We start from the raw sequence: 24,206 nt of genomic DNA on the forward strand, positions 1-24,206 counted from the left end.
TGAACCTGAACCGAGCACCGCAGGTTGCCCGTAGCGAAGCGGAGGGACGCAGCAACCAGGGTCGCCTTTTCTTTTGCTTACTTTTCTTTTGGCGAAGCAAAAGAAAAGTGAGTAGCCGCCGGGCTACCCCCGGCCAGCAACCCTCAGCAGAGAGAACAGAGGAGAGGAGGCGCGCAAGCCGGCGCAAGACCCGGGCTACTTCCCCGCTTCCCTAAGCCGAGCAAAAACCTTCCAGAACGCCGCCTCCTGCGTAGTCGCAAAATTGATCCGCATCAAAGTGCTGGGCGCCCGCACCGCATGGAACAGCGCCCCCGGGGCGATCAGGTAGCCCTCGTCGAGCATGCGCTGCGCCAGCGCGTCAGTGTCGACGCCGGTGTCCACCCAGCCGAACAGGCCCGCGGGCTCGGCCGCGAAGGTGCAGCCGTGGGCCACGGCCAGTTTGACGCTGCGGGCGCGCGCGGCATCCAGCCGGGTGCGTATGCGTTCGGCGTGGCGCCGCAGCTGGCCCTGGTCTATGCACCAGGCCAGCGCCTTTTCGAGCAGGGCCGGTGTCGTCAGCGTGGCCAGCAGCTTGGTATCCAGCAGGCGCTCGACCAGGTCGGGCGGCGCGGCCATGAAGCCGACGCGCCAGCCGGGCGCGAGGATTTTGGCGAAACCGCTGACGTAAATCGTGCGCTGCAAACCGTCGAGCGAGCACAGCCGGGTGGCGTGTTCGGGCGCCAGGTGGCTGTAGGTGTCGTCCTCAACAATGTGGAAGTTGTGTTGCATCGCCAGCTGTAGCACGCGGTGGGCGCTGCCCGGCGTGAGGCAGTAGCCGGTGGGGTTGTGGAACACGCTGACACTGACAAACAGCTTGGGCTGGTGGATTTCGCAGTACTGCGCCATCACCTCCAGGTCGGGCCCGTCGGCGCGGCGCGGCACCGGCAGGATGCGCATGCCCAGCGCGTCCAGCCGGGCGAATTCCACGGCCCAGCCGGGCTCCTCCACCATCACGCAGTCGCCGGCGCGCAGCAGCGTGCGGCTCACGATGTCCAGCGCATGCGTGGCGCCGACCGTGGTGATGATCTGCTCGGGCACGGCATGCACATTGAGCGCGCTCAGTTTCTGCGACAGCGCGCGTCGCAGGCCGCTGTCGCCCATGGGCTCGCCGTACTGCAGCGAAAAATCCCGCAGCGCGCTGACGCTGGTGACCTTGCGCACGGCCGTCGGCATGAAGCTGGTCTCCAGCCAGTCGGACGGGAACACACCCATGCCGGGCTGGGGCTTGTTGCTGACCTTGTGGAACATGCCGCGTATCAGCGCGGTCGCGTCGACCGGCGCCTGGCGCGTGTGCATCCAGCCGGCGGTGCTCCAGGCGCCCAGCGGCGCCAGGCTGGCCGCGGCACCGGCGGCCGCTGGCGCCGCCCCCGGCTTTCCGGCCTGCGTCCCTGCCGGGGCCTGGAAGGTCGGCGCCAGCGCCGCGTTGAGCGAGGCATCGCGCACAAAAAATCCGCGGTTCTTGCGTGCCACCACCAGGCCCTGCGCCAGCAGCTGGTCATACGCGGCCACCACGGTGGACACGCTCACGCCCTGTTGCTCGGCGCACAGGCGCACCGAGGGCAGGCGCGCGCCGGGCGCCTGCAGGCGGCTGCGGATGCGCTCGGCAAAGCGCGCCGAAAGCTGTTCGGTCAGGGAGAGAGAAGCGGTTTTCATCAACATGGTGCGAGCCTTGTGGCCCCCGGGGCGGGGCGTGTGTGCTGACAATTTGACCAATACAGTTTTGGAATTTGTACCGGTAACTGTATTGGTGGTGTATTGCTTTCAACTATAAAGTCTGAAACATGAACTGGCAAGAATTTACGGCTTTACTGGTGCTGGCCACGGCGATGAGCTTTTCGCCGGGGCCCAACACCACGCTGTCCACCGCGCTGGGCGCCAACCACGGTTTGCGCCGCGCGCTGCCTTTTGTCTGCGCCGTGCCGGTCGGCTGGGGCGCATTGCTGCTGGTGTGCGCGCTGGGCCTGGGCGCGCTGGTGCTCGCGGTGCCGCTGCTGAGCTGGGCCGTCAAGGTCGTCGGTGTGGCCTATTTGCTGTGGCTGGCCTTCAAGGTCTCGCAGTCGCGCCAGCTCAGCGAGGCCGACGCGTCCCGCCTGAACGTCACCTTCTGGCAGGGCGCTGCGCTGCAGTTCGTCAACATCAAGGCCTGGATGCTGGCGCTGGCCATCGTCAGCGGCTGGATCGCCGGCCGCGAAGCGCCCGGCATGCGCCTGGCCATCGTGCTGCCCGTGATGCTGGCCTATGCCTTCGTCAGCAACCTGGCCTATGCCCTCGCGGGCTCGCTGCTGCGCGAATGGCTCACCGGCCCGGCCGGCAGCGGCCAGCGGCTGCGCTGGTTCAATTACGCCATGGCGGCCGTGCTGGTGGCCACCGCGATTTGGATGCTCTTTATATGAGCCCGAACACACAAATCACCAAAGGCCTCTGGTTCGGCCTGCTGGGCATCGTGATTTTCTCGGTCACGCTGCCGATGACCCGGCTGGCCGTGGGCACGCCCGAGGCGCCGCAGATGTCGGGCGTCTTCATCGCGCTGGGCCGCGCCGTGGTGGCCGCGGCACTGTCGGCCGTGTTCCTGCTGGCCACGCGCGCGCCTTTTCCGCGGCGCGAGGACTGGTGGCCGCTGGCCGCCACCGCGGGCGGCGTGGTCTTCGGCTTTCCGCTTTTCACCTCCATCGCCATGCGCCATGTGGAGGCCATGCATGCGAGCGTGATCATCGGCACCTTGCCGCTGGCCACCGCGGCCGTCGGTGCGCTGCTGCACCGCCAGCGCCCATCCGCGGGTTTCTGGCTGTGCGCCGCCCTGGGCAGCGCGCTGGTGGTGGCCTTTGCCATGCTGCGCTCGGGCAGCGGCAGCCTGTCCATCAGCCCGGCCGACCTGTTGCTGCTGGCCGCCGTGCTGTGTGCCGCCGTCGGATACGGCTACGGCGCCAGGCTCTCGCAGCGCATGCGGGCCGAGCACGTGATCTGCTGGGCGCTGCTGCTGGCCCTGCCGCTGACCTTGCCGTTGGCCGCCTCCAGCTGGCCCACCGGGCCCATCAAGGCCGCCGCATGGTGGGGATTCGGCTATGTCGCGGTGTTCTCGATGTGGCTGGGCTTTTTCGCCTGGTACCGCGGCCTGGCGCTGGGTGGCACGGTGCGCGTGAGCCAGGTGCAGCTGGTGCAGCCTTTCTTGTCCATGCTGTTCGCGGTGCCGCTGCTGGGCGAGCGCCTGGACGCCGTGACCGTCGGCTTCGGCCTGGCGGTGATCGCCACCGTGTTCATCGGCAAAAAAATGCCGGTGCACCAGCCCGTCGCCATGCCCCCCTCTTTGCTGCACCCGAGGAAGACCTGATGTACTGCGCCGCCTTTATTTTCGAACCCGGCACCTATGACGAACGCTTCCACGCGCTGGACGCGCTGATCGAGGAAGCCGCCCACGCCACGCCCGGCTACCTGGGCGCGGAAACCTGGCGCTCGCCCGACGGCACGCGCAGCAACGCGACCTATTTCTGGGACAACCAGGAGGCGCTGCGCGCCTTCTCGGCCCACCCGAAACACCTGGAAGCCAAACGCCAGTACACCCAGTGGTACAAAGGCTTTCACATCGTCATCTCGCAGGTGCTGCGCTCCTACGGCGACGGCACCATCGCCCACATCACGCCCAACGAACGCGCGCTCAAGGCGGGGCAGGCCGCATGAACATCCACAACATCCCTTTCGGTACGACGGACTGGTCCGCCGTGGCCCGCAGCGAACATTCAGCCCTGGAAGGCAAGGCTTTCTGGCGCACCCAGCAGTTCGGCGACGTGCGCGTGCGCATGGTCGAGTACACGCCGGGTTATGTGTCCGACCACTGGTGCAAAAAAGGCCACATCCTGCTGTGCCTGCAGGGCCAGCTGCACACCGAACTCGAGGACGGCCGGCGCTTCACGCTGGAGCCCGGCATGAGCTACCAGGTCGCCGACCAGGCCGAAGCCCACCGCTCTACCGCGCCGCTGGGCGCCACCCTGTTTGTGGTGGATTGAGCCCATGGACGTCACACCCGAAACACCCGAACAGACACGCCGGCGGCTGTTGCGCGTGATGGCGCATGCGCGCGCCGACGTGCTGCCGGGCGATTACACCTTTGCCGAATTCCCCGTGGCGGAATTTCCGGCGCATCTCGCGTCACTGGCCGGCGGCGCGCTGGCCCTGGTGCGCGACGAGGCGGTGTGGAGCGCACTGCTGCCCGCGCCGGTGCCCACACAACCGGAAGACCGCTATGCCGTGGTCTGTTTTCATTTCGCGCCCGGCATTCCCAACAGCGGTTTTGTCGGCTGGCTGGCCAGTGAATTCAAGCGTGAGCTGGGCACAGGTGTCTTTGTCGTCTGCGGCCACAACGCGTCCGACGGCGGCGTGTTCGACTATTGGGGGATCCCCCGCGGCGTGGCCGGGCGGGCGATAGAGCTTATCCGCGCCATGCAGTCCGCCGGAGCGGCCGCATGAACGGTACTTTGCGCGGAACGGCCAAGGTGAGATCATCGTCACACCCATGCCATCGCGCCGGTGCGCCGCACCGCGTTGAAAGCGATGCAAGAGATTTTTGACCAGGGTTGTTTGACGGCCCGCAAGGAGGAGAGTGAAATGGAATGGACTCAAGCGCAACGCGCCAAAAAAATGAACCCTTCGGTGATCCGCGAGATCCTCAAGGTCACCGAAAAGCCCGGCATCATCAGTTTTGCCGGCGGCCTGCCCTCGCCCAAGACCTTTCCGGTCGCGGCTTTCCGTGAAGCCTGCGACAAGGTGCTGCGCGAAGACGGCCATGCCGCGCTGCAGTACGCTGCCAGCGAAGGTTATGCCCCGCTGCGCGAGATGGTGGCCGCCATGCTTCCCTGGGAAGTCGACCCGGCGCAGGTGCTGATCACCACCGGCTCGCAGCAGGGCCTGGACCTGATCGCCAAGATCCTGATCGATGAAGGCAGCCGCGTGCTGGTCGAAACGCCCACCTACCTGGGTGCGCTGCAGGCCTTCACGCCCATGGAGCCCGAGGTTGTGGGCGTGGCCAGCGATGACGAAGGTGTGGATATCAAGGACCTGGCGAGCAAGGCCGCCGGCGCGCGTTTCTTCTACGTGCTGCCCAATTTCCAGAACCCGACCGGCCGCACCATGAGCGAAGCGCGCCGCGCCGCGCTGAGCGCCGAGGCCGCGCGCCTGGGCCTGCCCATCGTCGAGGACAACCCCTACGGCGACCTGTGGTTCGACACGCCGCCGCCGCTGCCGCTGACGGCGCGCAATCCCGAAGGCTGCGTCTACATGGGCTCCTTTTCCAAGATCCTGGCGCCCGGCCTGCGCCTGGGCTTCCTGGTCGCGCCCAAGGCGCTGTACCCCAAGCTGCTGCAGGCCAAGCAGGCCGCCGACCTGCACACGCCGGGCTTCAACCAGCGCATGGTGGTCGAGACCATGAAGAACAATTTCCTGGAGCGCCACGTGCCGACCATACGCGCGCTCTACAAATCGCAGCGCGACGCCATGCTGGCCGCCATGCAACGCGACATGCCCGAAGGCGTGAGCTGGAACACGCCGGCCGGCGGCATGTTTTTGTGGGTGCGCCTGCCCGAAGGCATGAACGCCATCGACCTGCTGCCCAAGGCCGTGGAGCGCAACGTGGCCTTTGTGCCCGGCTGGGCTTTCTACGCCGACCATGCCGACGCCCGCACCCTGCGCCTGTCTTTTGTGACGTCGAGCGTCGAGCAGATCAACATCGGCATCGCCGCGCTGGCCGCGGCCATACGCGAACAACTGCCCACGGGCGTGCCTGAACTGCGCGCGGCGGCATGATGGACAAAGGAATCTGACATGCTTCATCTCTGGGGGCGCATCAGCTCCATCAATGTCCGCAAGGTAGTGTGGGCCGCGCAGGAACTGGGCCTGACCCTGCAGCGTACCGACGCCGGCGGCCCCTTCGGCATCGTCAAGGAGCCGGATTACCAGCGCAAGAATCCGAACGCGCTGGTGCCGCTGGTGGAAGACGGGGACGTCCTGGTCTGGGAATCCAACGTCATCGTGCGTTACCTGTGCGCCAAATACTCGCTGGGCGACTTTTATCCCGCAACGCTGCCACAGCGCTTTGCCGCCGAACAGTGGATGGACTGGCAGCAGACCACCTTCAACCCGGCGGGCCGCGCCGCCTTCATCCAGTGGATACGCACGCCGGCGGAACAGCGCAACCCGGCGCTGATCGCGCAGTCCGTGGCCGCTACCGAGCCGCTGCTGGCCTTGCTCGATGCGCACCTGGCCGAGCACGCTTTCATCGGCGGCGAACACTTCGGCATGGCCGACATCCCGCTGGGCTGCGAAATGCACCGCTGGTTCGGCCTGCCGCAGCCGCGGCCCGCACGGCCCCACCTGGACCGCTGGTACCAGACCCTGCTGGCGCGGCCGGCCGCGCGCGGCGTGCTGGATCTGCCTCTCTCCTGAATCTTCAACCCACCCCGGAAAACTGAAAACTCCCATGAAGCAACGCGCATTCAAGCAAGTCGACGTATTCACCCCCACCCCTTACTACGGCAACCCCCTGGCCGTGGTGATGGACGGCAGCGGCCTGGACGATGCCGCGATGCAGCGCTTTGCCAAATGGACCAATCTCTCGGAAACGACTTTCCTGCTGCCGCCCACGGACGCCACGGCCGACTACCGCGTGCGCATCTTCACGCCGGGCGGCGAGCTGCCTTTCGCCGGCCATCCCACGCTGGGCAGCTGCCACAGCTGGCTGGAAGCCGGCGGGCAGCCGCGTTCCAAGGATTTCATCGTGCAGGAATGCAGGGTCGGCCTGGTGAAAATTCGCCGCGAGCCGGGCACCCGGCGCCTGGCCTTCGCCGCGCCGGCGCTCAAGCGCTCGGCGCCCAGCCCCACGGTGCTGGCCCAGGTGGCGGCCGCGCTGGGACTCAAGGCCAAGCAGGTCCTGGCCGCGCAATGCCTGGACAACGGCCCGCTTTGGCTGGGCCTGCTGCTGGACAGTCCCGAGACCGTGCTGAGCCTGGTGCCCGACCACAAGGCGCTGGCCAAGCTGGACATCAAGGTCGGCGTCGTCGCGCGCTACCCGCATGAAGATGCCGCGCCGCTGATCGCGCGCGCCAACCGCGAGGCCAAGGCCTTCGCCCAGGCGCCGGCTGCTTCCGCCGCCTCCACGGCGTTTGCACCGGACTTTGAAGTACGCGCCTTTGCCGCGCCCATAGGCGTCGATGAAGACCCGGTCACCGGCAGCCTCAACGCCAGCCTGGCGCAGTGGTTGATCGCCGAGGGCCATGCGCCCGGGCGCTACACCGCCTCACAGGGCGTGTGCCTGGGCCGCGCGGGCCAGGTGCACATCGAACGCGACGCGGAAGGCCAGGTCTGGGTCGGCGGTGAATCGGTGAGCTGCGTGGACGGAAGCGTCACGCTTTAGCAACAGGCTCAAACCGATGGAACACACAGCACCCTCACCGCCACTGGCCTCGCAGGTCGACCACCTCGTGGTGGTGGCAGCCAGCCTGGAGCAAGGCGTGCAGTGGTGTGAGCGTGTGCTGGGCATCACGCCCGGCCCGGGCGGCGAACATGGGCTGATGGGCACGCACAACCGTTTGTTCACGGTGGCCTCGCCGGCCTTTCCGCGGGCTTATTTCGAAATCATCGCGATCAACCCGGGAACACCAAACCCGCGCGTGGCGCCGGCCAGGCGCTGGTATGACCTCGACGACCGCGAACTGCAGTTGCGGCTGGCCAAAACCGGCCCGCAGCTGGCACATTTTGTGGCCTCGACGCCCCGTGTGGGTGCGGCCGTGCGCGCGCTTGGCCGGCTGGGACTGGACCGCGGCGAAGTGCTCGAAGTCTCGCGCATGACGCCGCAAGGCCCGCTGGCCTGGAAGATCACCGTGCGCGAAGACGGCCAGCGACTGTTCTATGGCGCGCTGCCCACACTGATCGAGTGGGGCGACGCCCATCCGGCCGACGGCATGGCGCCCTCGGGCGTCACGCTGCAATCGCTGCATGCGAGCCACCCGCGCCCCGATGCGCTGCGCGGCGGCTACGAAGCCCTGGGCCTGGCGGGCGTRGGCCTGGCGCAGGGTCCGCCCAACCTCATCGCCACACTGCAAACGCCGCGCGGCCTCGTCACACTGGAATCCAAAGGAGTTTGAAATGCCATTCAACACCACCGAACTTGCCTGGTTCGCCCTCGCCGCCCTGGTGCTGGTGCTCACGCCCGGGCCCAACATGATTTATTGCATCTCACGCACGCTGTGCCAGGGCCGCGGCGCCGGCATGGTGTCGCTCAGCGGCGTGGCACTGGGTTTTGTGGTGCACCTGCTGGCCGCGTCCTTCGGGCTCACGGCGCTGCTGCTGGCCGTTCCGCTGGCCTTCGATGCGATCAAGGTGGCGGGCGCGGCCTACCTGCTGTGGATGGCCTGGCAGGCCGTCAAACCGGGCGGCCTCGCGCCCTTTGAAACCCGCGAACTGCCGAATGACCCGCCGCGCACGCTGTTCCTCATGGGCTTCATGACCAACCTGCTGAACCCCAAGGTCGCGATGTTTTACCTCTCCTTCTTCCCGCAGTTCCTGCACCCCGAGCGCGGCAACCTGCTGCTGCAAAGCCTGACCCTGGGCGCGGTGCAGATCAGCGTGAGCACCGGCGTGAACACGATACTGATCTGCTTCGCCGCGGCCATCGCCGGCTTCCTGAACCGCAACATCAGCTGGATGCGCGTGCAGCGTTATGTCATGGGCACGGTGCTGGGCTTGCTGGCGCTGCGTCTGCTGACCGAAAAACGGGCGGCCGCATGAGCGCCGTGCTGGACCGCGCGCCGGGGCTGGAAAACGCCGGCAAGCTGCTGCCTTCGCTGCAGGAAATTGAAGACGCGGCCCGCGTCGTCTACCGCGAATTCCAGGCGACGCCGCAATACCGCTGGGGTTTGTCCAGCCAGCGCCTGGGCACCGACTGCTGGATCAAACACGAAAACCACACGCCGGTCGGCGCCTTCAAGCTGCGTGGCGGGCTTACCTACTTTGACGGGCTCAGGCAGCGCGGCGAGATGCCGGCCGAAGTCATCAGCGCCACGCGCGGCAACCACGGCCAGAGCATAGGCTGGGCGGCGCGCGCGCACGGCATGCCTTGCACCATCGTGGTCCCGCATGGCAACTCGCTGGAAAAAAATGCCGCCATGCGCGCGCTGGGCGTCACGCTGATTGAGCACGGCGACGACTTCCAGGAGAGCCGCGAGTTCGCGATGGCATTGGCCGCCGAACGCGGCGCCCACATGGTGCCCAGCTTCCATGCCGGCCTGCTGCGCGGTGTCAGCACCTACTGGTGGGAGTTCATGCTGGCGGTGCCGCAGCTTGACGTGGTCTACGTGCCCATAGGCCAGGGCTCGGGCGCCTGTTCGGCGATTGCCGCCAAGCTGGCGTTGGGCCGCACACTGCGCGTCGTCGGTGTGGTCAGCACGCATGCCACCACCTATGCCGATTCGCTGGCCGCCGGCCGTGTGGTGGAAGCGCCCGTCACCACACAGCTGGCCGACGGCATGGCCTGCCGCGTTGCCGATCCGGCCGCGCTCGAGATTCTGTTGCCGCACCTGGACCACATCGTGAAAGTGACCGATGCTGAAGTGGCCCAGGCCATGCGCGACCTGTATGCCGACACCCACAATGTCGCGGAAGGCGCGGGCGCGGCCGGTTTTGCCGCAGCCATGCAGGAGCGCGGCCAGCTAAAAGGTTTGGTGGTAGGCACGACGCTCAGCGGCGGAAATGTAGACACAACGACTGTCGCCAAGGTGCTAAGCCAGGCCTGAACCGTCACAAGCGGGACTGAGGCCCGGTCCGACTGTCGCCCACAATCCGCCCATGGGAACCCTCTACCTCGTGCGCCACGGCCAGGCCTCGTTTGGCGAAGACGATTACGACGTACTCAGCCCCATGGGGCGCCAGCAGAGCGCGCGCCTGGGGGAGTACTTCAAGTACAAGGGCATCAGCTTCGACGCGGCCTTCACCGGCACGCTGCAGCGCCAGATCAACACCTTTGCCGGCATCTGCGAAGGTATGGGTATCGCTATGCAGGCCGAACAGCGGCCCGGCCTCAACGAATACGACAGCCACGCTGTCATAGGCGCGATCTATCCACACGAACTCAAAAAACCGACCACGCCTGAGGAATACCGCGGCCACTTCCGCCTGCTGCGCGACGGCCTGGCGCAGTGGATGGCCGGCGTGGTCAGCCCCAGGGGCATGCCCGGCTACACGGAATTTGTGTGCGGCATCACCGATGTGCTGGACCACATCCGCGGCACTTACACCGGCAACGTGCTGCTGGTCTCCAGCGGCGGGCCTATCTCGACGGCGGTGGGCCACGTGCTGGGCACCAGCCCGGAAACCACGATAGAGCTGAACCTGCGCATACGCAACTGCTCACTCACCGAATTCGCCTTCACGCCCAAACGCCACATGCTGGTGACCTACAACACGCTGCCGCACCTGGATGCGCCCGAGCACGCGAGCTGGATCACCTACGCCTGAAGCACATTTGCCGCAAGTGGCCGCGTGGTGTTTTTACCATTGCCGGGATCACGCCAAGCAAAGATACTTTGCGGCACCATGAGCGCCGCCCCCACTCCCAGTCTCCCCAGCCTAGCCAGCCTCGTCATCGAAGGCATATTCCTTCATGCCGCCACGGCCGAGGCGCTGGCCGCGTCCAGCTATGGCTTCCTGGTGCAGCTGGAGCGGCTGGGCCTGGAGGACGCCGTGGAAACCGGGGAACTGGCGGCAGGCGAGCGCCCCGGCGTGGTGCGGCGTTTCCGCCTTTCAGCCGGCCTGGCCGCGCAATGGGCCCCTGGCCTGGACACCCTGGGCCTGGCCGGCAAGCTGCAGCTTGACACCCTGAACAGCACGGACGACCTGGAGCGTGAAATCCTGCTGGCCATGCTGCTGAGCCCCATCGCCTTTGAATTTCCCAGCCATGAGGAACTGGCCTCGGCGCTGCGCGTGCGCCGCAACATCGTGCTGGCCGCGCGCAAGACCGCGCTGGAATTTCACACTACCGAAGTCAACCGGCCCGAAGACTGCTGGACTTACTCCGAAGACGACGGCTTTACCGTGCGGCCCGGCCATGCGCTGATTCCCGCCCTGCAGAAAGCCACGCAGCCCGAGGCCTCCGGCAAGCTGTATTCCTTTTCCTGCTACCGGGCGACCGAGTACGTGATCCTGCTGGCCATCGCGCAGGAACTTGAAAGCTGCAACCCGCCGCTGCTGGCCGGCCTGCAGCAGCGCTGGGAACGGCGCGCCATCATGTCGGGGAAATTCCACGACGTCTTCCTGCGCGAATACGGTTCGATGGAGCGGCCTTTGCCAGCCAAATACTATGTGCCCGGCGACCGTCTGTGGTTCCGCAACCCCGATGAACATTCGTCCGACGTCTCGGGTTATGAAGGCTCATGGGTGTTTTACATCGGCAACGGGCTGTTCACCAACTTCTGGAAGCGCGAGCAGCCCTACACGCTGACGGCCAAGTGCCTGGAGCTGTTTCACTGGCGCCATGCAACCTACACCGACGCAGCCGGCGAGCTGCGCATCAACGAAAGCATCGTCGAAGCCGGCGTCAAGGCTTCCAGCGCCGACCCGGCCGAGATGGCTCGCATCCTGGAACTGATGCTGCGCATGCGCGAGCCCAAGGGCGTGTACCAGTCGGGCGGCTGCATAGACACCTCGCGCGAATATCCGCGCTGGGTGTGTCCTGGCACCGCGGACATGGTGCTGCCGCCCGTGTGAGGCTCTGGCCTCCGCCTGAGGGGAAATCAGCCCAGGCCGCGCCTTGGAAAGCTCACTTGGCTGCCACTCTGGCTTGCGCGTGCTGCCGGTTTTGCCGCATGCGCCGTGTTGCAGTGCGCGACCGGCAACCTTTCCTTCAGCGCACCACCCTCAGTAGGTTTGCCGATGGCGCGCCGAAGCGCAGCCATGATGCGGCGATCACACGGCCGTAGCAGGTCGACGCCTGTCCAGGACTCCATGTTCTTGTTTGTTCCTGGACACAAAACCCGGACGCATACCTTTTTATTCTTCGAGAAAACGTCGAATAAAACCAATGGCTAGTCATTGTCTTTCTGCGGACAAAGATGTGCTGATTGTTGGGCGGAGAAGGCCATGCGCTTGTATCCTCCGCGCCATTTGAGGGAGCCGGCCTGGATGGCGCCCCCGTCCTGTACTGCAGATATCACCATCTCACCCAAGACAACCAACTCGGAAGGATAAAACTATGAGGCAGATTTTCACCAAAACCAAAGCAGGACGGCGCCGCTCCGAGCTATGGGCACCACTCCTGTACGCGTTCACGCTGGCCTGCGGCACAGCATCCGCCCAGCAGGCGGCTCCTGAACAGCCGGCCTTGCCGCCGCTACCGCCTCCGATCTACCACCCCAGCGACCTGCCGCCCTTGCCGCCCCCGACCGAACAGCAATTGAAACGCGGTCGCGAACTGCTCGACAAGATTGTTTATGTGATCGCAAATGTGCCGCTGACCGATGCGGCGGACGTGCTCAAGGTGTTTGGATTTGCAGATTTGCGCGCCGTGGAGCACCCGACTTATGTGTGGGTTGGTCCGAAAGGAAAAGGCGACCATTTTGCGCAACCGGCAGAAATGGTGGGAATGGGTTTCTCGCACATCGAGGTTCAACCTTGGGTGAGAAGTCTAAATCACCCGGTCATCGCAAGGTTTAGCGCCACTCTTGCAACCAAAGAAGCTTGTATTCCTATCGATGACGTTCGTCGAATATTTTGGTCCATCACATCACGCGGAAATAGCAGCCGTATCGTGGACATCCATCGGATAGAACGGCCAACTCCACTTCATGGGGTTGGAAATCTGAGTTTTTCCTCTCTACAAAATCCTGTAGGTCTTGAGGCCGGTATCGCATTCGGATTCGAGTATCAAACGTGCGCAAGAGACTTTACTTTTAACTATCGTAGCAATCTCAAGGAAGCCAACAAATGACCACCGCTGCACTGACTCTTGCCAATTTCAACGACAAGTTTTTTGGAATTCAGCAATACGTCACCCCTGCTGTTCTCGACCTGATCAACAAGTCCGAAACATTGAAGGCGCAGATTCGCTCCTATGAAGGAGATGAGAATGTTCAAGCAGTCGTTCTCGATGGTGAGAAACCCGGTGCTGCCAGTTATACGATCCCGGTACCCGCTCAACAGAATCAACCGTTCAAATTCGGCTTCGCCACCTTCGGTCTCAACCGAATCAACACCCCCGAAGGCTTTATCCAGGTCGTCTCGCACGAGCTAGGCCACTACGCCGTTGAGAACCCCGGGGCGACCATCGCGAACGCGCGTGCCAACACAGCAGTAACTCAAAATGTGGCCGGCTACGAAGCGGCCTGCCACCTGACGGAAGGGTATGCGCGCCTGGCGACGGCCAAGGTCATCGCGGAAATCGAAGCGCAATCCGGCGCCAGCGTCACGCTGGCCAAGCTGATCAGTGCCGGCGAATATGTGCAGTACAAGGCCCTTCTGCCGGGTGCGGCGGAAACTTCCTGGACCGCGGCCGACCTTGACAACGCATTGGCCTTTGCTCTGGGAGAATCTAACAAGATCAACATGGCCTCGACCTCCACCACGCCAGAGACCTATCTTGAGTATTGCAGCAAAAGCGCCAACAGCGTGATCCACACGGGTGCCTCCGCTCCAGCGGGCAGCGCCCCGGCCGCCGTGCTCGGCAATGAGGTCGACAGTCAGGGTGTGGTGACGCAGAGCGTCGGCACCTTCGATGCCGGTGATCACTTCGTGGCCGGTTATAGCGAAACGGTGCTGAACGGTTACCGCCTCTATGCGAGCGTCAACGCGCAAGGCAGCAGCCGGTCCGAGAGCTACGCCGCCGACGGCAGCGTCACGACCCACTGGCAAACAAGCGACGGCTCGCATGGCGATGAGACAACCGACGCGTTGGGCAACTTCAGCGAATCGGGCTACGCCGCGGATGGAACTTACAGCACCGCCTCCCGAAACGCCGACGGATCACATAGCGACTATGTGCGCCGCACCGACGGCTCAATCCATGCCGAGAACTGGGGCGCCGATGGCTTCTTTGGCCAGACTACAACCAATGCCGATGGCTCGTCGTTCAGCGACTACCGCAATGCCGACGGCAGCCACGGCAACTCCAGCTATGACGGCCTGGGCAACAGCCAGTCCGAAGCCTACAGTGCCGATGGAGGCAGCACACACGACTGGGCCAGAAGCGATGGCGCGTCGTACCACGACACTACCGACGCGTTAGGGAACTACAGCGAATCGGGCTATGCCGCTGATGGGACTTACAGCAATGCCTATCGCAACACCGATGGCTCGCACAGCAATTACGTGCGCCACCCCGACGGCTCAAGCCATACCGAGAACTGGGGCGCTGATGGCTTCTTTGCCCAGACCACAACCAATGCTGACGGCTCGTCGTTCAGTGACTACCGGAATGCCGACGGCGGCCATGGCAGTTCCAGCTACGACGGCCTGGGCAGCAGCCAGACCGAATCGCACAATGCCGACGGCAGCGTCAGGCATGAATGGGCCAAGATGGACGGCTCGTCCCATTGGGACAGCACCGATGCGCTGGGCGACTACAGCGAGGCGGGCTACGCGAGCGACGGTACTTACAGCAATGCCTATAGCAATAGCGATGGCTCGCACAGCAGCTATGTGCGCCATCCAGACGGCTCAAGCCATACCGAGAACTGGGGTGCTGATGGTTTCTTTGCCCAGATGACAACCAATGCGGACGGCTCGTCGTTCAGCAACTCCAACGGCGTTGACGGCAGCTACGGCAGCTCCAGCTACGATGGCCAGGGCAACAGCCAGTCCGAAACGCACAATGCCGACGGCAGCGCCAGGCATGAGTGGGCCAATGCGGACGGCTCGTCGCACTGGGACACTACCGATGCGCAGGGCAACTTCACCGAATCGACCCATGCGGCCGACGGCACTTACAGCAGCTTCAGCGGGACCAGCGCGATGGGCAGCATTGCCGGGCTGGAGACGGCGCCGAGCCTGGACGCCGGCTTATGGACGAACGAGGCCGTCGTGAATCCCCATGACGCGGGGCAAGCGAACACGAGCGACTGGGCCTGGGAGAGCTACACGGAGCCGATGATGGCCGGGACAGATCCTTCGGCCGCTTACGCGGGTGTGCTGGCGCGGTGAGCCTGGTTGCGCAGGTGCGGCACAAACTGTGGCTGGCCGCCTTTGCGCTACGGGGCGTTGCCGCTGACCCGCCAGACCGCGTTGCCAACGTCGTCGGCCACCAGCAAGGCGCCGCGCTTGTCCATCGCCACGCCCACAGGCCGGCCGTAGGCGTGGCCCTCCGGGCTCAGGAAGCCGGTCAGCACGTCAAGCGGCAGGCCGGAAGGCAAGCCATTCAGGAAGGGCACAAACACCACCTTGTAGCCGCTGTGGGGCACGCGGTTCCATGAGCCGTGCTCGCCGACAAATACACCCGCCGCCAGTGCGGGCGGCAGCGTCTTGCCTTCCGAGAACACCATGCCCAGCGGCGCCACGTGCGAGCCCAGCGCATAGTCGGGCGGCACGGCCTTGGCCACCAGGTCCGGCCGCGCAGGCCTTACGCGGTCGTCCACGTTGCTGCCGTAGTAGCTGTAGGGCCAGCCGTAGAACACGCCATCGCGCACCGAGGTCAGGTAGTCGGGTACCAGATCGCTGCCGATTTCATCGCGTTCGTTGACCACCGTCCAGAGCGCGCCGGTCTCCGGTGCCCAGCCCATGCCGTTGGGGTTGCGCAGGCCGGAGGCGAATACGCGGTGCTGGCCGGTCTTGGCGTCCACCTCCCAGATCGCGGCGCGGCCGGCTTCGGCTTCCATGCCGCGCTCGCCGACGTTGCTGTTGGAGCCCACGGTCACATAGAGCTTGCTGCCGTCGGCGCTGGCGATGATGTTTTTGGTCCAGTGGTGGTTGATGGGGCCGGCCGGCAGGTCCACGAGTTTGGTGGGCGCCGCCGTGATGCTGGTCTGGCCCGGCTGGTAGGGAAAGCGCACGACGGCATCGGTGTTGGCCACGTAAAAATCGTTGCCGACCAGCACCATGCCGAAGGGCGAGTTGAGGTTTTCCAGGAAGACGCTGCGGCTTTCGGCCTTGCCGTCGCCGTCGGTATCACGCAGCAAGGTGATGCGGTTGGCCGTCGGTGCGCCGGCGCCGGCCCGGCCCATGATTTTTTTCATGAACCAGCCCTTGATGCCCTTCCCGTCCTCGGGCTTGGGCGGCGCATTGCTTTCGGCCACCAGCACGTCGCCGTTGGGCAGCACATAGACCCAGCGCGGGTGCTCCAGGCCGGTGGCCAGCGCCGTCACGCCCAGGCCGGCCATGGGTGTGGGCATCTGGCCCTCGGGCCAGCCCTTGGCCGGCGCGATGTTCACGGTGGGAATCAAACTCTTTTTGGGCGAAGGCAGCGTGGGGTTGGAACCCATGCCGGCCTCGGGCGGCAGCAGGGCGGTGTCGCCGCAGGCCACCAAGCCGCCGACGATGGCCGCGCACAGCACGGGCGCAAGCCATGGCTTGACGGAAAAATGGGGGGCGCGCATAGATTCTCCCTGGTACCGCGCCGCATCAGCGCGGCGCCCCGTCCACTGTGCGCGCCGGGCGCCGGCCGCGCTGTCAGCCGGCCCCACGGGGCTTTGTCAGCGCCGGTCCCGCCTCAGCCCGGCAACAGCGGCAGGTCTGCCTTCTTCAGCGTGCGCAACACAAAGCTGGACTTGCTGTGGCGTATGCCTTTGATCTTGTAGAGCCGCTCGCGCAGCAGGCGCTCGTAGTCCTTGGTGTCGTGCACCGCGATGCGCAGCAGGTAGTCGTATTCGCCGGACACCAGGTAAGCCTCGATCACCTCGGGAATCGCGGCCAGCGTTTCGCCGAATTTCTCCAGCGTGTTGTCGGAATGGCTGTCCAGCGTGACCTGCACCATCACGGTGTCACCCAGGCCCAGCGCCTGCGCATTGAGGCGCACCGTATAGCCCTCGATCACGCCGGCCTCCTCCATCTTCTTGATGCGGCCCCAGCAGGGCGAGGGGCTCAGGCCCACGGCCTGGCCGATGTCCTGCAGGCTGGTGCGCGCATCGGCCTGCAAAACCTGAAGGATTTTCCGGTCTAAAGTGTCCATCCGGTTAATTTATCTGATTTTTGAGAATTTGCAGATTTTTTATCTGTATCTGGCAAATTCAGCAGCAAATCAAGCAAATCCTTCCGCCACACCCGGGCGATACTTCTTCCATGGCAGCGGGCTTACCGGTCCGTCTGGCAAGACAAAACCCCCAGCACGTTACCGCTTGCTGGGGGCTTTTGACTTTTTGGGGCGCTGATTGCTCAGGCGCTACCCACAGCACACTGCAGCCGCAGCTCGAGGCAAACCCCGTTCTCCAGGTTGTGCGCGGTGATGGTGCCACCCATCTTGGCCATATAGGTTTTGGCGACAAACAGGCCCTGGCCGCGCTGGCCCGGCGCGCCGCCTTCGGCATCAGGCAGGCCGGACACGCCGTATTCAAAGATCTTGTCCAGCATGCCGGCTTCTATCTGGGGGCCCAGGTTGCTGATGGCGATCACCGCCTCGGGCGCCGTGCCTTCCTGCGCCTGCAGGGACAGCGTGATGCGGATCAGGCTGCCGGGCAGGCGGTAGCGCTCGGCATTGCGCAGCACGTGCGACACCACGTCTTCCAGCGAATATTCATCGGCGCGAACCGTCACGGGCTGGGCCAGGGGCTCGAAGGCCACCCCGGGAATGCCGGCCGCCGCGGCGTTGCGCGCCACGTGGCGCAGGAATTCGTTGGCGTCCAGCGTCTGCACATTGAGCGCGGTGGACTCAAAGGCCTCGCTGGGCGAGGCGCTGCCGTAGAGTACGCGCACGGCCTGCTGCATGCGGCTGATGTAGCGGTGCGCCGGGTCGTCCACGCTGCCGTGCAGCACCATCAGCGACTGCAGCGGCGACATGATTTCATGGCCGACCGCATGCCAGGTGTCTTTTTCCTGGGCCACGCGAATCTGCTCTCGGCGCACGTCCTCGTTCACGCGCTGCAGCAGGTCCTGCAGGCCGCCTGCCAGCACGCCCAGCTCGTCGCCGCCGCGCAGGTCGGCCAGGTCGACCGCCGCCAGGCTGTCGCTGGCGCGCACGCCCTTGGACACGGTGGCGGCGCGGCGGGTCAGCTCGGTGATGCGGCGGATGATGCGCAGCTCGATCGCCAGCCAGGTCAGGAAGATGGCCAGCAGCATGCCGCCGACAAACCAGGACACCCGGGTGGCCACGGCCGTGAGGGCCTTGTTGACGCTGCGGATGTCGCCGGTCAGCGTGAGTTCATAACGCCCCAGCGGCGTGCTGATGATGTCGGTGCTGTTGACGGGCGCGTCGTAGCCCTCCACCTGCAGCCGGCGTATCAGCCAGGCGATCAGCGGCGAGGAGCGCTCCGAAGCTTCCGCGCCGGACAGCGCCACGACGTCGGTGCCCGCGCCGGCGGCGCCCAGCTTGCGTATGCGCAGCTTTTCACCGGGCAGCAGCAGGGGCGTCAGTTCGGACCACGAAAAAGGCGCGGTCGCGCCTTGGGTGTTGCTGTCGAACAGGGGCTTGCCCTCGCCGGGCGCCAGCATCTCGACCTGCACCTTGATCTGGTCCAGGTCGGCCGGCGGCCAGACAATGCCCGCCGGGCCTTTGGCAAACAGGGCCTCGCGGAACAGCTCCACCGGCAGGCGCACGCTGACGAAGGCGCGCCGCGCGCAATCCGGGCCGGCGGCCGGGCCGTCCACGCAGCGGCCGTCCTGCCAGAGCCAGCCGCGGAAATCGCGCACCGGCCGGCTGGCGGGGGTGATTGGGCCGTCGTCGGCAAAACCCACCAGCCGGCCCCTGGCGTTGGCAAAGGGCGAGGCATTGCGGCCTTCATCCGTGGCCTGCATCGCCTGGAAGGGCGCGATCCAGCGGTAATGCTGCCCACGCATGTCTACCGTGATGCGGGCACGGTGCGCCTGGCTCAAGTCCAGCGTGCCCGAAGTGTGCGACACCAGCGGCCCGCTGTTGAAGCTGCCCACGGCATAGAGAAAGCCGCCGGCAAAGGGGTTGTTGCCGACGGCCACGCACATCGAGGCCGCATCGGGGTATTGCACCGGGCAGCCGGCCATTTCCACTGCCTGCTGGGCCTTGTTGCGGTCGTCGAAATCCAGGGCCGAAAACGGCAGCACCAGCGGGCGCAGCGGCGTCACCGCGTGGTCGTAGGCCGTCGGGTTGAGCAGCACCAGCTGGCCGGTGGGGTGGCGCAGCTTGGCCACGATCTGCGCCTGGTTCTTGCGAAAACCGTCCTGGTAGTTGCGGTAGCTGCGTTCTTTTTCATCTTGCAGAACGGCGACCGCCAGCGCGATGGTGGCCAGCCCCAGCAGGAAAAAAGCGCCGCGAAAGAAAACCCGCAGGCCGAAGGGCACGCGCGCCGGCAGCAGGCGCTCCACGGCCAGGCTGGTCGGCAGCTTCATACCTGGCCCTTGCCGCGCGCAGCCTCGGCCGCCTCGGCCCAGCGAAAGCCGCGCATGGGGACGTTCTCGATGCCGTCGAACGTTGTGTCGATTTCCTTGAAGGCGTCGCGTATGGTGCTGACGTGCTTGCGGATGTTGTCGCGGTTGCGGCCGCTCTTGACCACCAGGTACAGGTCGTCGTAGCTGACCACTTCGCCGCGCCGCGCGTGCAGCGCCGCCAGGATGCGCTGCGCCGTCAGCGGCAGGTTCACACGCTGGCCACGCCAGATCGCGGTGTTCTGGCGCAGCGGGTCAAGTTGCAGTTCCTGGCTGCCTGCGGCGGGCGTCTTGCCCGCGGGTTTGGTTTTGGCGCTGCGCAGGATGTCCAGGAAGGTCTCGATGAAGTCGGCTTCCTCGAAGGTGGTTTTTTGCAGGTAGTCCCAGGCGTCCAGGGCTTTCATGATGCTGCGGTAAATGGCGGCCGGCATGGCGGACACCACCAGTACCGGCGTGCCTTGCCGCTGCTTGTTGATGGCGTTGATGATGGCCACGCCGGCGTGGCGTTCACGCCCCAGTTCGATGTCCAGCACCACCGCGTCATAGCCTTCGCGGGCGATGGCGGCTTCGGCGTCGTCGCGGTTGAACCACTGGTCGACCTGTATACCCGGCCGGGCCGATTCAATCCAGCCTTTAAGCTGCCTGCTCATGGGCAAGTCGTCTTCGATCACGGCAATTTTGGTCATGAGGGGCTTGCGGGGATAAAGGGTGGGGGGCTGGCTTCATTATGGGCGCGGGCCGCGCCCGGCCGTGTGAGTGTTTCTTCCGTTGGCGGACGATTGCCGCCCGCCGCAGCGCGCAAAGACACCGCGTGGCCTCATTGAATGCTCCGGGCCCGCTTCGAACAATGGAGGCCAGAGAGAACACAGCCCGTGCCTCTCGCCAAACCCATCGGAGGAGCCCATCATGAATTTACGTTTCACCCGCATCGCCTTGCGCCTGCGCGCCATCTTTTCCAGGGGGGTGCACAGCACCCGCCGTATCGCCGCGACAGGCGTGCGGCGTGCCGCCGGCGCCGGCGGCCTGATGATCGCCACCGCAGCGGCGGCCGGAGCCGGCTACCTGCTGTGGGTGCATCCGCCCGTGGAGTCGGTGGCGCGCGGCGACGTGGCTATACGCACCAACCAGCTGACCGGCAGCGTTGATGAGTTCCGCGAAGGTTCGCTGTTGCTGCTGCCCGGCCTGCATGAAGTGCGCACCTTCTCGCTGCGCGACCAGGTGTATCGCCCCGAAGGCAGCAGCCGGGCCGACGGCCCCTCGCCCTTCCAGTCGGTCGAAGGCATGTCGCTGGGCGTGGACCTCACGGTGCGCTACGCGCTTGACCCCACCAAGGTCAACGCGCTGTCAAAGAACCTGCCCGACGACATCGCCGGCCAGATCGTGGAGCCCGCCGTGCAGGGTGTGATCTACAAAATCTTCACCCGCTACACCGTGCGGGAAATCTTCTCGAGCAAACGCGCCGAGATCCAGCAGCTCATCGAAGCCGAACTCAAACCCAAGCTGGCGGCCGACGGCATCCTGCTGCGCACGGTGCAGATGGGCAAGGTCGACCTGCCCGCCGACTACCGCCACGGGATGGACAATCTGCTGGCCGAGGAGCTCGCGACGGAAAAAATGCGCTACACGCTGGCCCTGAAGGAAAAGCGCGTCAAGGAAACCGAACTGGACGCGCTGGCCGAAAAAGTCCGCCGCGAAACCAATGCGCAGGCCGCCGCCAGCGAGCAGGTGATCGCCGCCAAGGCGCAGGAAGAAGCCATGAAGCACGTGCTGCCCTTCAAGCAAAAGCAGATCGAACAGCGCCAGCTCGAGGCCGAAGCCGACAAGCAGTCGCGCATCCGCACGGCCGAAGGCAGCGCCCAGGCCAGGCGCATCGAGGCATCCGGTGAGGCGGATTCGCGCCAGAAGCTGGCGGACGCCGAGGCCTACCGGCTGGACCGCGTGGGCAAGATCAACAGCGAGCAGATGGCGCGCGAAGGCGTGCTGATCACGCGGCACCCGCTGCTGATCCAGAAAACCATGGCCGACAAGCTCAGCGACAAGATCACCGTCATCATCGCCCCGCCCTCCACCAGCGGCGGCTTTGTGGGCGCGGGCCTGCTGGGCGGCGCGCCCAAGGCCGGCCGCACCGTGGCGCAGGCACCCCGCGGCGCCGGCACGCAAGACGACGACAACAAAGAAGAGGCTGAATAATGATCACCACCGCACTCCTGACTTTGGCCATCGTGACGCAGGACCAGGCCACCCTGCGCGCCGCGCCGCGCGATTCAGCCGCGCAGCAGGCGGCGCTGTGGCAAGGCGACGCGCTCGAGGTCCGCGGCCGGCGCATGGACTACCTGCAGGTCTACGACCACAGGCGAGAACGCGCGGGTTTCATCCACGTCAGCCAGGTGCGCAGCGTCTCGCTGCAGCCCGAGGACGCGCCGCAGCTGCTGTCGGTGGTGCGCTTCCTGCGTGAAAGCCCGGGCGCCGAAGCCCTGGGTATTGCCTACACCGCCGCTTACCTCAAGGCCGCGCCGGCCGAGGCCATAGGCGCCGAAGCCTTTGACGCGCTGGGCACCATGGCCGAGCGCCTGGCGCGCCGCGCCTCCATCAAACACGGCAAGGCCACCAGCGACGTGATCTCCGCGCACATGGAAGTGGCGTCCTTTTACGGCGTGGGCTTCAAGGGTTACGAGCAGGGCGGCAGCATGCAGCTTTGCTACAACGGCGAGGCCTTTCGCCGCGTGCTGGCCCTGCCGTCGGATGCGGAACAGCGCGCCCGCGCCGCGCTGGCCGTGACCCGCCCCGATTGCATGAGCCCCGACCTGCATCCGCAGGAGCGCCTGGCGCAAGACCAGTGGCGCGCCGAGGTGCTGGACAAAATCAGCGCCGCGCAGTTCGCCCAGCTGTCCGAAGTCAGCAAAAACCGCTTGCGCCTGCGCCGCGCCGGCGTGTTTGCCAGCCTGGCATTCGAGCAGGCGCGCCGCGCCGAAGCGCCCACGGCAGCCGCCCAGCGAGCCCAGGCGGAACTCGCCGCGGTGAACAAGCTCGAGCTGACCGATAACGACCGCCAGGACTACAACGACGCGGCCATCCGCGTAGGCGCATCGCGCTGGGCCGCCGAAACCGCGCTGCCCCGCTTCGCGAAACTGACCCTGGCCACCGAAACCGGCCAGGCCGGCGAAACCTGTGTGGCGCTGTATGAAAACAAGGCCGACGGTAAACCCGGCAAGGAGGCTGTGGCCAGGCGCTGCACCTACGGCATCGTCTGGGCGGCTTCCGCCAGCGCTCATCCCGACGGCCAGGCCCTGGCGCTGGCGGTGCAGCCGCTGGACGCGTGGCGTGAGTTGTGGGTGTTCCGCAAAAGCGCCGGGCAGTGGACGATAGAGGTGCTGCCGCCCGCGAGCAACGGCCCCGAATTGGGTTATGTGGAATTCGCCGGCTGGGTGCGCGGTGCGCCGCAAATGCTGCTGGCCCGCGAGACCCGTATTGCCGGGCGCCTGCGCCGCAGTTTCGAGGTGGCGGGCCTGGATACCTTGACGGCCGAGAAACAGGCCGGCGACCCCGGCACGCTGGCCGCGTTTCGCTGGCAGGACGCCGCGTGGAAGCGCCAGACGGTGATCCTGCGCTAGAAACTGTTTTAGAAGGCTGTTTTGTCGCTCAAGGTGTCGGCCGGCAGCTGGTCGATCTCGATCAGCAGCCGCGCCAGGCTGCGGCCCGCCGCGCCCAGCAGGGCCCGGCCCTTGTCGGCGGTGGCGGCGGCTGCATTGCCGACCGCGCCGTGGGGGTTGTAGTCCTGCATCTGCCAGGCCAGCTTGGCGCTGCGGCCGTCGCCCAGGAGGCTGAATTTTTCGGCACGGTCCTGCGAGGTGGAATGAAAGTTTTGCGCTTTCGCCATGTCGACCTGCTCCGGCTTGAGCGCCAGCATCATGGAGGTTTCGATCTCGCCCGCATGGATGCCGAAGCGGTGCTCCTGCGCGCTGAACAAATCGTTCACCGGCTTGCCGTCTTCACCTGTGAGCGGCAGGTTGAACCAGTTCACGCTGTAGACCAGCATGCCCAGCCGCGCCCGCAGGTCACGCGCCACCACGTCCAGCAGGCCGACCTGGCCGCCGTGGGAATTGAGCAGCACCAGTTTTTTGATACCCGTCTGCGCGACCGACTCGGCCAACTCGGTCCAGAGGCGAATCACCGTTTCGGCTTTGAGCGTGAGCGTGCCGGCAAAGCGCGTGTGCTCGGGGCTGAAACCCACGGCCTGCGTGGGCAAAAACAGAACCGGCTGCGCGGCCGGCAGGTGCGGCAAGGCGGCTGCTATCACGCCCTCGACCAGCGTCGCATCGACATTGAGCGGCAGGTGTGGGCCGTGCTGCTCTGTGGCGGCCACCGGCAGCACCGCGATGCAGCGGGCCAGGTCCAGCTTGGCGAAGTCCGGGGTTTTGAGGGTGGACCAGTGGCGGGGAGGGGTTGGGGTGGGCATGGGGGTATTTTGGGGTATTTGCGCGATGGCTGATGGGGCTCTTTCTTATTAGTGCTGCTGGCCGGGGGTTGCCCGGCAGCAAGTAACTTTCTTTTGCTTCGCCAAAAGAAAGTCACCAAAGAAAAGGCGACCCGCAGTCTGGGTCCCTACGCTTCGCTTCGGGCAACCTGCGGTGCTCGACTACGGCGGGGTCTCGCGC

The 24,206-nt window shown here is 65.7% G+C and carries 23 protein-coding genes; 17 read left to right on the forward strand and 6 right to left on the reverse strand.

Annotated elements, in window-relative coordinates; all coding sequences use genetic code 11:
* Positions 1-195: 195 nt before the first annotated feature.
* Positions 196-1,698 (reverse strand): aminotransferase-like domain-containing protein, encoded by a 1,503-nt coding sequence (locus tag AC1D1Y_RS23275; RefSeq protein ID WP_477684431.1) that lies wholly within the window; start codon positions 1,696-1,698, stop codon positions 196-198.
* 122 nt (positions 1,699-1,820) lie between these two features.
* On the opposite strand from AC1D1Y_RS23275, the gene AC1D1Y_RS23280 reads away from it, so the two are divergent.
* From AC1D1Y_RS23280 to AC1D1Y_RS23350, 15 genes are all read left to right on the forward strand, one after another.
* The gene (locus AC1D1Y_RS23280) at positions 1,821-2,432 is read left to right on the forward strand and encodes a LysE family translocator (protein WP_477684432.1); all 612 of its coding nucleotides are present in this window, start codon (positions 1,821-1,823) and stop codon (positions 2,430-2,432) included.
* Positions 2,429-3,367, forward strand: coding sequence for a DMT family transporter (locus tag AC1D1Y_RS23285; protein WP_477684433.1), 939 nt, complete (start codon positions 2,429-2,431; stop codon positions 3,365-3,367). Before AC1D1Y_RS23280 ends, AC1D1Y_RS23285 begins: the two co-directional genes overlap by 4 nt.
* On the forward strand, positions 3,367-3,714 hold the full coding sequence (locus AC1D1Y_RS23290) for an antibiotic biosynthesis monooxygenase family protein (protein WP_477656144.1): 348 nt from the start codon (positions 3,367-3,369) through the stop codon (positions 3,712-3,714). Before AC1D1Y_RS23285 ends, AC1D1Y_RS23290 begins: the two co-directional genes overlap by 1 nt.
* Positions 3,711-4,040 (forward strand): DHCW motif cupin fold protein, encoded by a 330-nt coding sequence (locus AC1D1Y_RS23295; RefSeq protein WP_477684434.1) that lies wholly within the window; start codon positions 3,711-3,713, stop codon positions 4,038-4,040. The genes AC1D1Y_RS23290 and AC1D1Y_RS23295 overlap by 4 nt, the downstream gene beginning before the upstream one ends.
* Before the next feature lie 4 nt (positions 4,041-4,044).
* Positions 4,045-4,500, forward strand: a complete 456-nt coding sequence (locus AC1D1Y_RS23300; RefSeq protein ID WP_477684435.1) for a DUF6196 family protein — start codon at positions 4,045-4,047, stop codon at positions 4,498-4,500.
* Between the two features lie 138 nt (positions 4,501-4,638).
* Complete coding sequence (locus tag AC1D1Y_RS23305) at positions 4,639-5,832, forward strand: aminotransferase-like domain-containing protein (protein WP_477684436.1); 1,194 nt, start codon at positions 4,639-4,641, stop codon at positions 5,830-5,832.
* 18 nt (positions 5,833-5,850) lie between these two features.
* Positions 5,851-6,471: a glutathione S-transferase gene (locus AC1D1Y_RS23310; RefSeq protein WP_477684437.1), complete on the forward strand. Its 621-nt coding sequence runs from the start codon at positions 5,851-5,853 to the stop codon at positions 6,469-6,471.
* 34 nt (positions 6,472-6,505) lie between these two features.
* On the forward strand, positions 6,506-7,438 hold the full coding sequence (locus tag AC1D1Y_RS23315) for a PhzF family phenazine biosynthesis protein (RefSeq protein ID WP_477684438.1): 933 nt from the start codon (positions 6,506-6,508) through the stop codon (positions 7,436-7,438).
* A gap of 16 nt (positions 7,439-7,454) precedes the next feature.
* On the forward strand, positions 7,455-8,168 hold the full coding sequence (locus AC1D1Y_RS23320; RefSeq protein WP_477684439.1) for a VOC family protein: 714 nt from the start codon (positions 7,455-7,457) through the stop codon (positions 8,166-8,168).
* Between the two features lies 1 nt (position 8,169).
* A complete protein-coding gene (locus AC1D1Y_RS23325) occupies positions 8,170-8,811 on the forward strand; it encodes a LysE family translocator (protein WP_477656136.1) in 642 nt (213 codons plus the stop codon).
* A complete protein-coding gene (locus AC1D1Y_RS23330; RefSeq protein WP_477684440.1) occupies positions 8,808-9,815 on the forward strand; it encodes a threonine dehydratase in 1,008 nt (335 codons plus the stop codon). Before AC1D1Y_RS23325 ends, AC1D1Y_RS23330 begins: the two co-directional genes overlap by 4 nt.
* Before the next feature lie 52 nt (positions 9,816-9,867).
* Positions 9,868-10,536 carry a histidine phosphatase family protein gene (locus AC1D1Y_RS23335; RefSeq protein ID WP_477684441.1) on the forward strand — a complete coding sequence of 223 codons (669 nt, stop codon included), beginning with the start codon at positions 9,868-9,870 and terminating at the stop codon, positions 10,534-10,536.
* Between the two features lie 78 nt (positions 10,537-10,614).
* Positions 10,615-11,784, forward strand: coding sequence for a hypothetical protein (locus tag AC1D1Y_RS23340; protein ID WP_477684442.1), 1,170 nt, complete (start codon positions 10,615-10,617; stop codon positions 11,782-11,784).
* A gap of 484 nt (positions 11,785-12,268) precedes the next feature.
* The gene (locus AC1D1Y_RS23345; protein ID WP_477684443.1) at positions 12,269-13,003 is read left to right on the forward strand and encodes a hypothetical protein; all 735 of its coding nucleotides are present in this window, start codon (positions 12,269-12,271) and stop codon (positions 13,001-13,003) included.
* A complete protein-coding gene (locus AC1D1Y_RS23350; RefSeq protein ID WP_477684444.1) occupies positions 13,000-15,210 on the forward strand; it encodes a hypothetical protein in 2,211 nt (736 codons plus the stop codon). The genes AC1D1Y_RS23345 and AC1D1Y_RS23350 overlap by 4 nt, the downstream gene beginning before the upstream one ends.
* A gap of 47 nt (positions 15,211-15,257) precedes the next feature.
* Here the strand turns inward: AC1D1Y_RS23350 and AC1D1Y_RS23355 are convergent, their stop codons facing one another.
* From AC1D1Y_RS23355 to AC1D1Y_RS23370, 4 genes are all read right to left on the reverse strand, one after another.
* A complete protein-coding gene (locus tag AC1D1Y_RS23355) occupies positions 15,258-16,598 on the reverse strand; it encodes a PQQ-dependent sugar dehydrogenase (protein ID WP_477684445.1) in 1,341 nt (446 codons plus the stop codon).
* 113 nt (positions 16,599-16,711) lie between these two features.
* The gene (locus AC1D1Y_RS23360; RefSeq protein ID WP_092132085.1) at positions 16,712-17,170 is read right to left on the reverse strand and encodes an Lrp/AsnC family transcriptional regulator; all 459 of its coding nucleotides are present in this window, start codon (positions 17,168-17,170) and stop codon (positions 16,712-16,714) included.
* 203 nt (positions 17,171-17,373) lie between these two features.
* Positions 17,374-19,515: a sensor histidine kinase gene (locus AC1D1Y_RS23365; RefSeq protein ID WP_477684446.1), complete on the reverse strand. Its 2,142-nt coding sequence runs from the start codon at positions 19,513-19,515 to the stop codon at positions 17,374-17,376.
* Positions 19,512-20,237: a response regulator transcription factor gene (locus AC1D1Y_RS23370; protein ID WP_477684447.1), complete on the reverse strand. Its 726-nt coding sequence runs from the start codon at positions 20,235-20,237 to the stop codon at positions 19,512-19,514. Before AC1D1Y_RS23370 ends, AC1D1Y_RS23365 begins: the two co-directional genes overlap by 4 nt.
* A 220-nt stretch (positions 20,238-20,457) precedes the next feature.
* On the opposite strand from AC1D1Y_RS23370, the gene AC1D1Y_RS23375 reads away from it, so the two are divergent.
* Together AC1D1Y_RS23375 and AC1D1Y_RS23380 are read left to right on the forward strand one after the other, a co-directional pair.
* Positions 20,458-21,741, forward strand: coding sequence for an SPFH domain-containing protein (locus AC1D1Y_RS23375; protein WP_477684448.1), 1,284 nt, complete (start codon positions 20,458-20,460; stop codon positions 21,739-21,741).
* A complete protein-coding gene (locus tag AC1D1Y_RS23380; RefSeq protein WP_477684449.1) occupies positions 21,741-23,162 on the forward strand; it encodes a hypothetical protein in 1,422 nt (473 codons plus the stop codon). Before AC1D1Y_RS23375 ends, AC1D1Y_RS23380 begins: the two co-directional genes overlap by 1 nt.
* A gap of 8 nt (positions 23,163-23,170) precedes the next feature.
* Here AC1D1Y_RS23380 and AC1D1Y_RS23385 read toward each other — a convergent pair whose 3' ends face one another.
* A complete protein-coding gene (locus AC1D1Y_RS23385; protein WP_477684450.1) occupies positions 23,171-24,007 on the reverse strand; it encodes a creatininase family protein in 837 nt (278 codons plus the stop codon).
* Positions 24,008-24,206 lie beyond the last annotated feature (199 nt).

The sequence above is a fragment of the Polaromonas sp. P1_G1 genome, from assembly GCF_056405595.1.

Excerpts from the sequence above, each read along its gene's own strand:
- AC1D1Y_RS23275 (WP_477684431.1), bottom strand. The coding sequence starts at position 1,698 with ATGTTGATGAAAACCGCTTCTCTCTCCCTGACCGAACAGCTTTCGGCG.
- AC1D1Y_RS23280 (WP_477684432.1), top strand. The coding sequence starts at position 1,821 with ATGAACTGGCAAGAATTTACGGCTTTACTGGTGCTGGCCACGGCGATG.
- AC1D1Y_RS23285 (WP_477684433.1), top strand. The coding sequence starts at position 2,429 with ATGAGCCCGAACACACAAATCACCAAAGGCCTCTGGTTCGGCCTGCTG.
- AC1D1Y_RS23290 (WP_477656144.1), top strand. The coding sequence starts at position 3,367 with ATGTACTGCGCCGCCTTTATTTTCGAACCCGGCACCTATGACGAACGC.
- AC1D1Y_RS23295 (WP_477684434.1), top strand. The coding sequence starts at position 3,711 with ATGAACATCCACAACATCCCTTTCGGTACGACGGACTGGTCCGCCGTG.
- AC1D1Y_RS23300 (WP_477684435.1), top strand. The coding sequence starts at position 4,045 with ATGGACGTCACACCCGAAACACCCGAACAGACACGCCGGCGGCTGTTG.
- AC1D1Y_RS23305 (WP_477684436.1), top strand. The coding sequence starts at position 4,639 with ATGGAATGGACTCAAGCGCAACGCGCCAAAAAAATGAACCCTTCGGTG.
- AC1D1Y_RS23310 (WP_477684437.1), top strand. The coding sequence starts at position 5,851 with ATGCTTCATCTCTGGGGGCGCATCAGCTCCATCAATGTCCGCAAGGTA.
- AC1D1Y_RS23315 (WP_477684438.1), top strand. The coding sequence starts at position 6,506 with ATGAAGCAACGCGCATTCAAGCAAGTCGACGTATTCACCCCCACCCCT.
- AC1D1Y_RS23325 (WP_477656136.1), top strand. The coding sequence starts at position 8,170 with ATGCCATTCAACACCACCGAACTTGCCTGGTTCGCCCTCGCCGCCCTG.
- AC1D1Y_RS23330 (WP_477684440.1), top strand. The coding sequence starts at position 8,808 with ATGAGCGCCGTGCTGGACCGCGCGCCGGGGCTGGAAAACGCCGGCAAG.
- AC1D1Y_RS23335 (WP_477684441.1), top strand. The coding sequence starts at position 9,868 with ATGGGAACCCTCTACCTCGTGCGCCACGGCCAGGCCTCGTTTGGCGAA.
- AC1D1Y_RS23340 (WP_477684442.1), top strand. The coding sequence starts at position 10,615 with ATGAGCGCCGCCCCCACTCCCAGTCTCCCCAGCCTAGCCAGCCTCGTC.
- AC1D1Y_RS23345 (WP_477684443.1), top strand. The coding sequence starts at position 12,269 with ATGAGGCAGATTTTCACCAAAACCAAAGCAGGACGGCGCCGCTCCGAG.
- AC1D1Y_RS23350 (WP_477684444.1), top strand. The coding sequence starts at position 13,000 with ATGACCACCGCTGCACTGACTCTTGCCAATTTCAACGACAAGTTTTTT.
- AC1D1Y_RS23355 (WP_477684445.1), bottom strand. The coding sequence starts at position 16,598 with ATGCGCGCCCCCCATTTTTCCGTCAAGCCATGGCTTGCGCCCGTGCTG.
- AC1D1Y_RS23360 (WP_092132085.1), bottom strand. The coding sequence starts at position 17,170 with ATGGACACTTTAGACCGGAAAATCCTTCAGGTTTTGCAGGCCGATGCG.
- AC1D1Y_RS23365 (WP_477684446.1), bottom strand. The coding sequence starts at position 19,515 with ATGAAGCTGCCGACCAGCCTGGCCGTGGAGCGCCTGCTGCCGGCGCGC.
- AC1D1Y_RS23370 (WP_477684447.1), bottom strand. The coding sequence starts at position 20,237 with ATGACCAAAATTGCCGTGATCGAAGACGACTTGCCCATGAGCAGGCAG.
- AC1D1Y_RS23375 (WP_477684448.1), top strand. The coding sequence starts at position 20,458 with ATGAATTTACGTTTCACCCGCATCGCCTTGCGCCTGCGCGCCATCTTT.
- AC1D1Y_RS23380 (WP_477684449.1), top strand. The coding sequence starts at position 21,741 with ATGATCACCACCGCACTCCTGACTTTGGCCATCGTGACGCAGGACCAG.
- AC1D1Y_RS23385 (WP_477684450.1), bottom strand. The coding sequence starts at position 24,007 with ATGCCCACCCCAACCCCTCCCCGCCACTGGTCCACCCTCAAAACCCCG.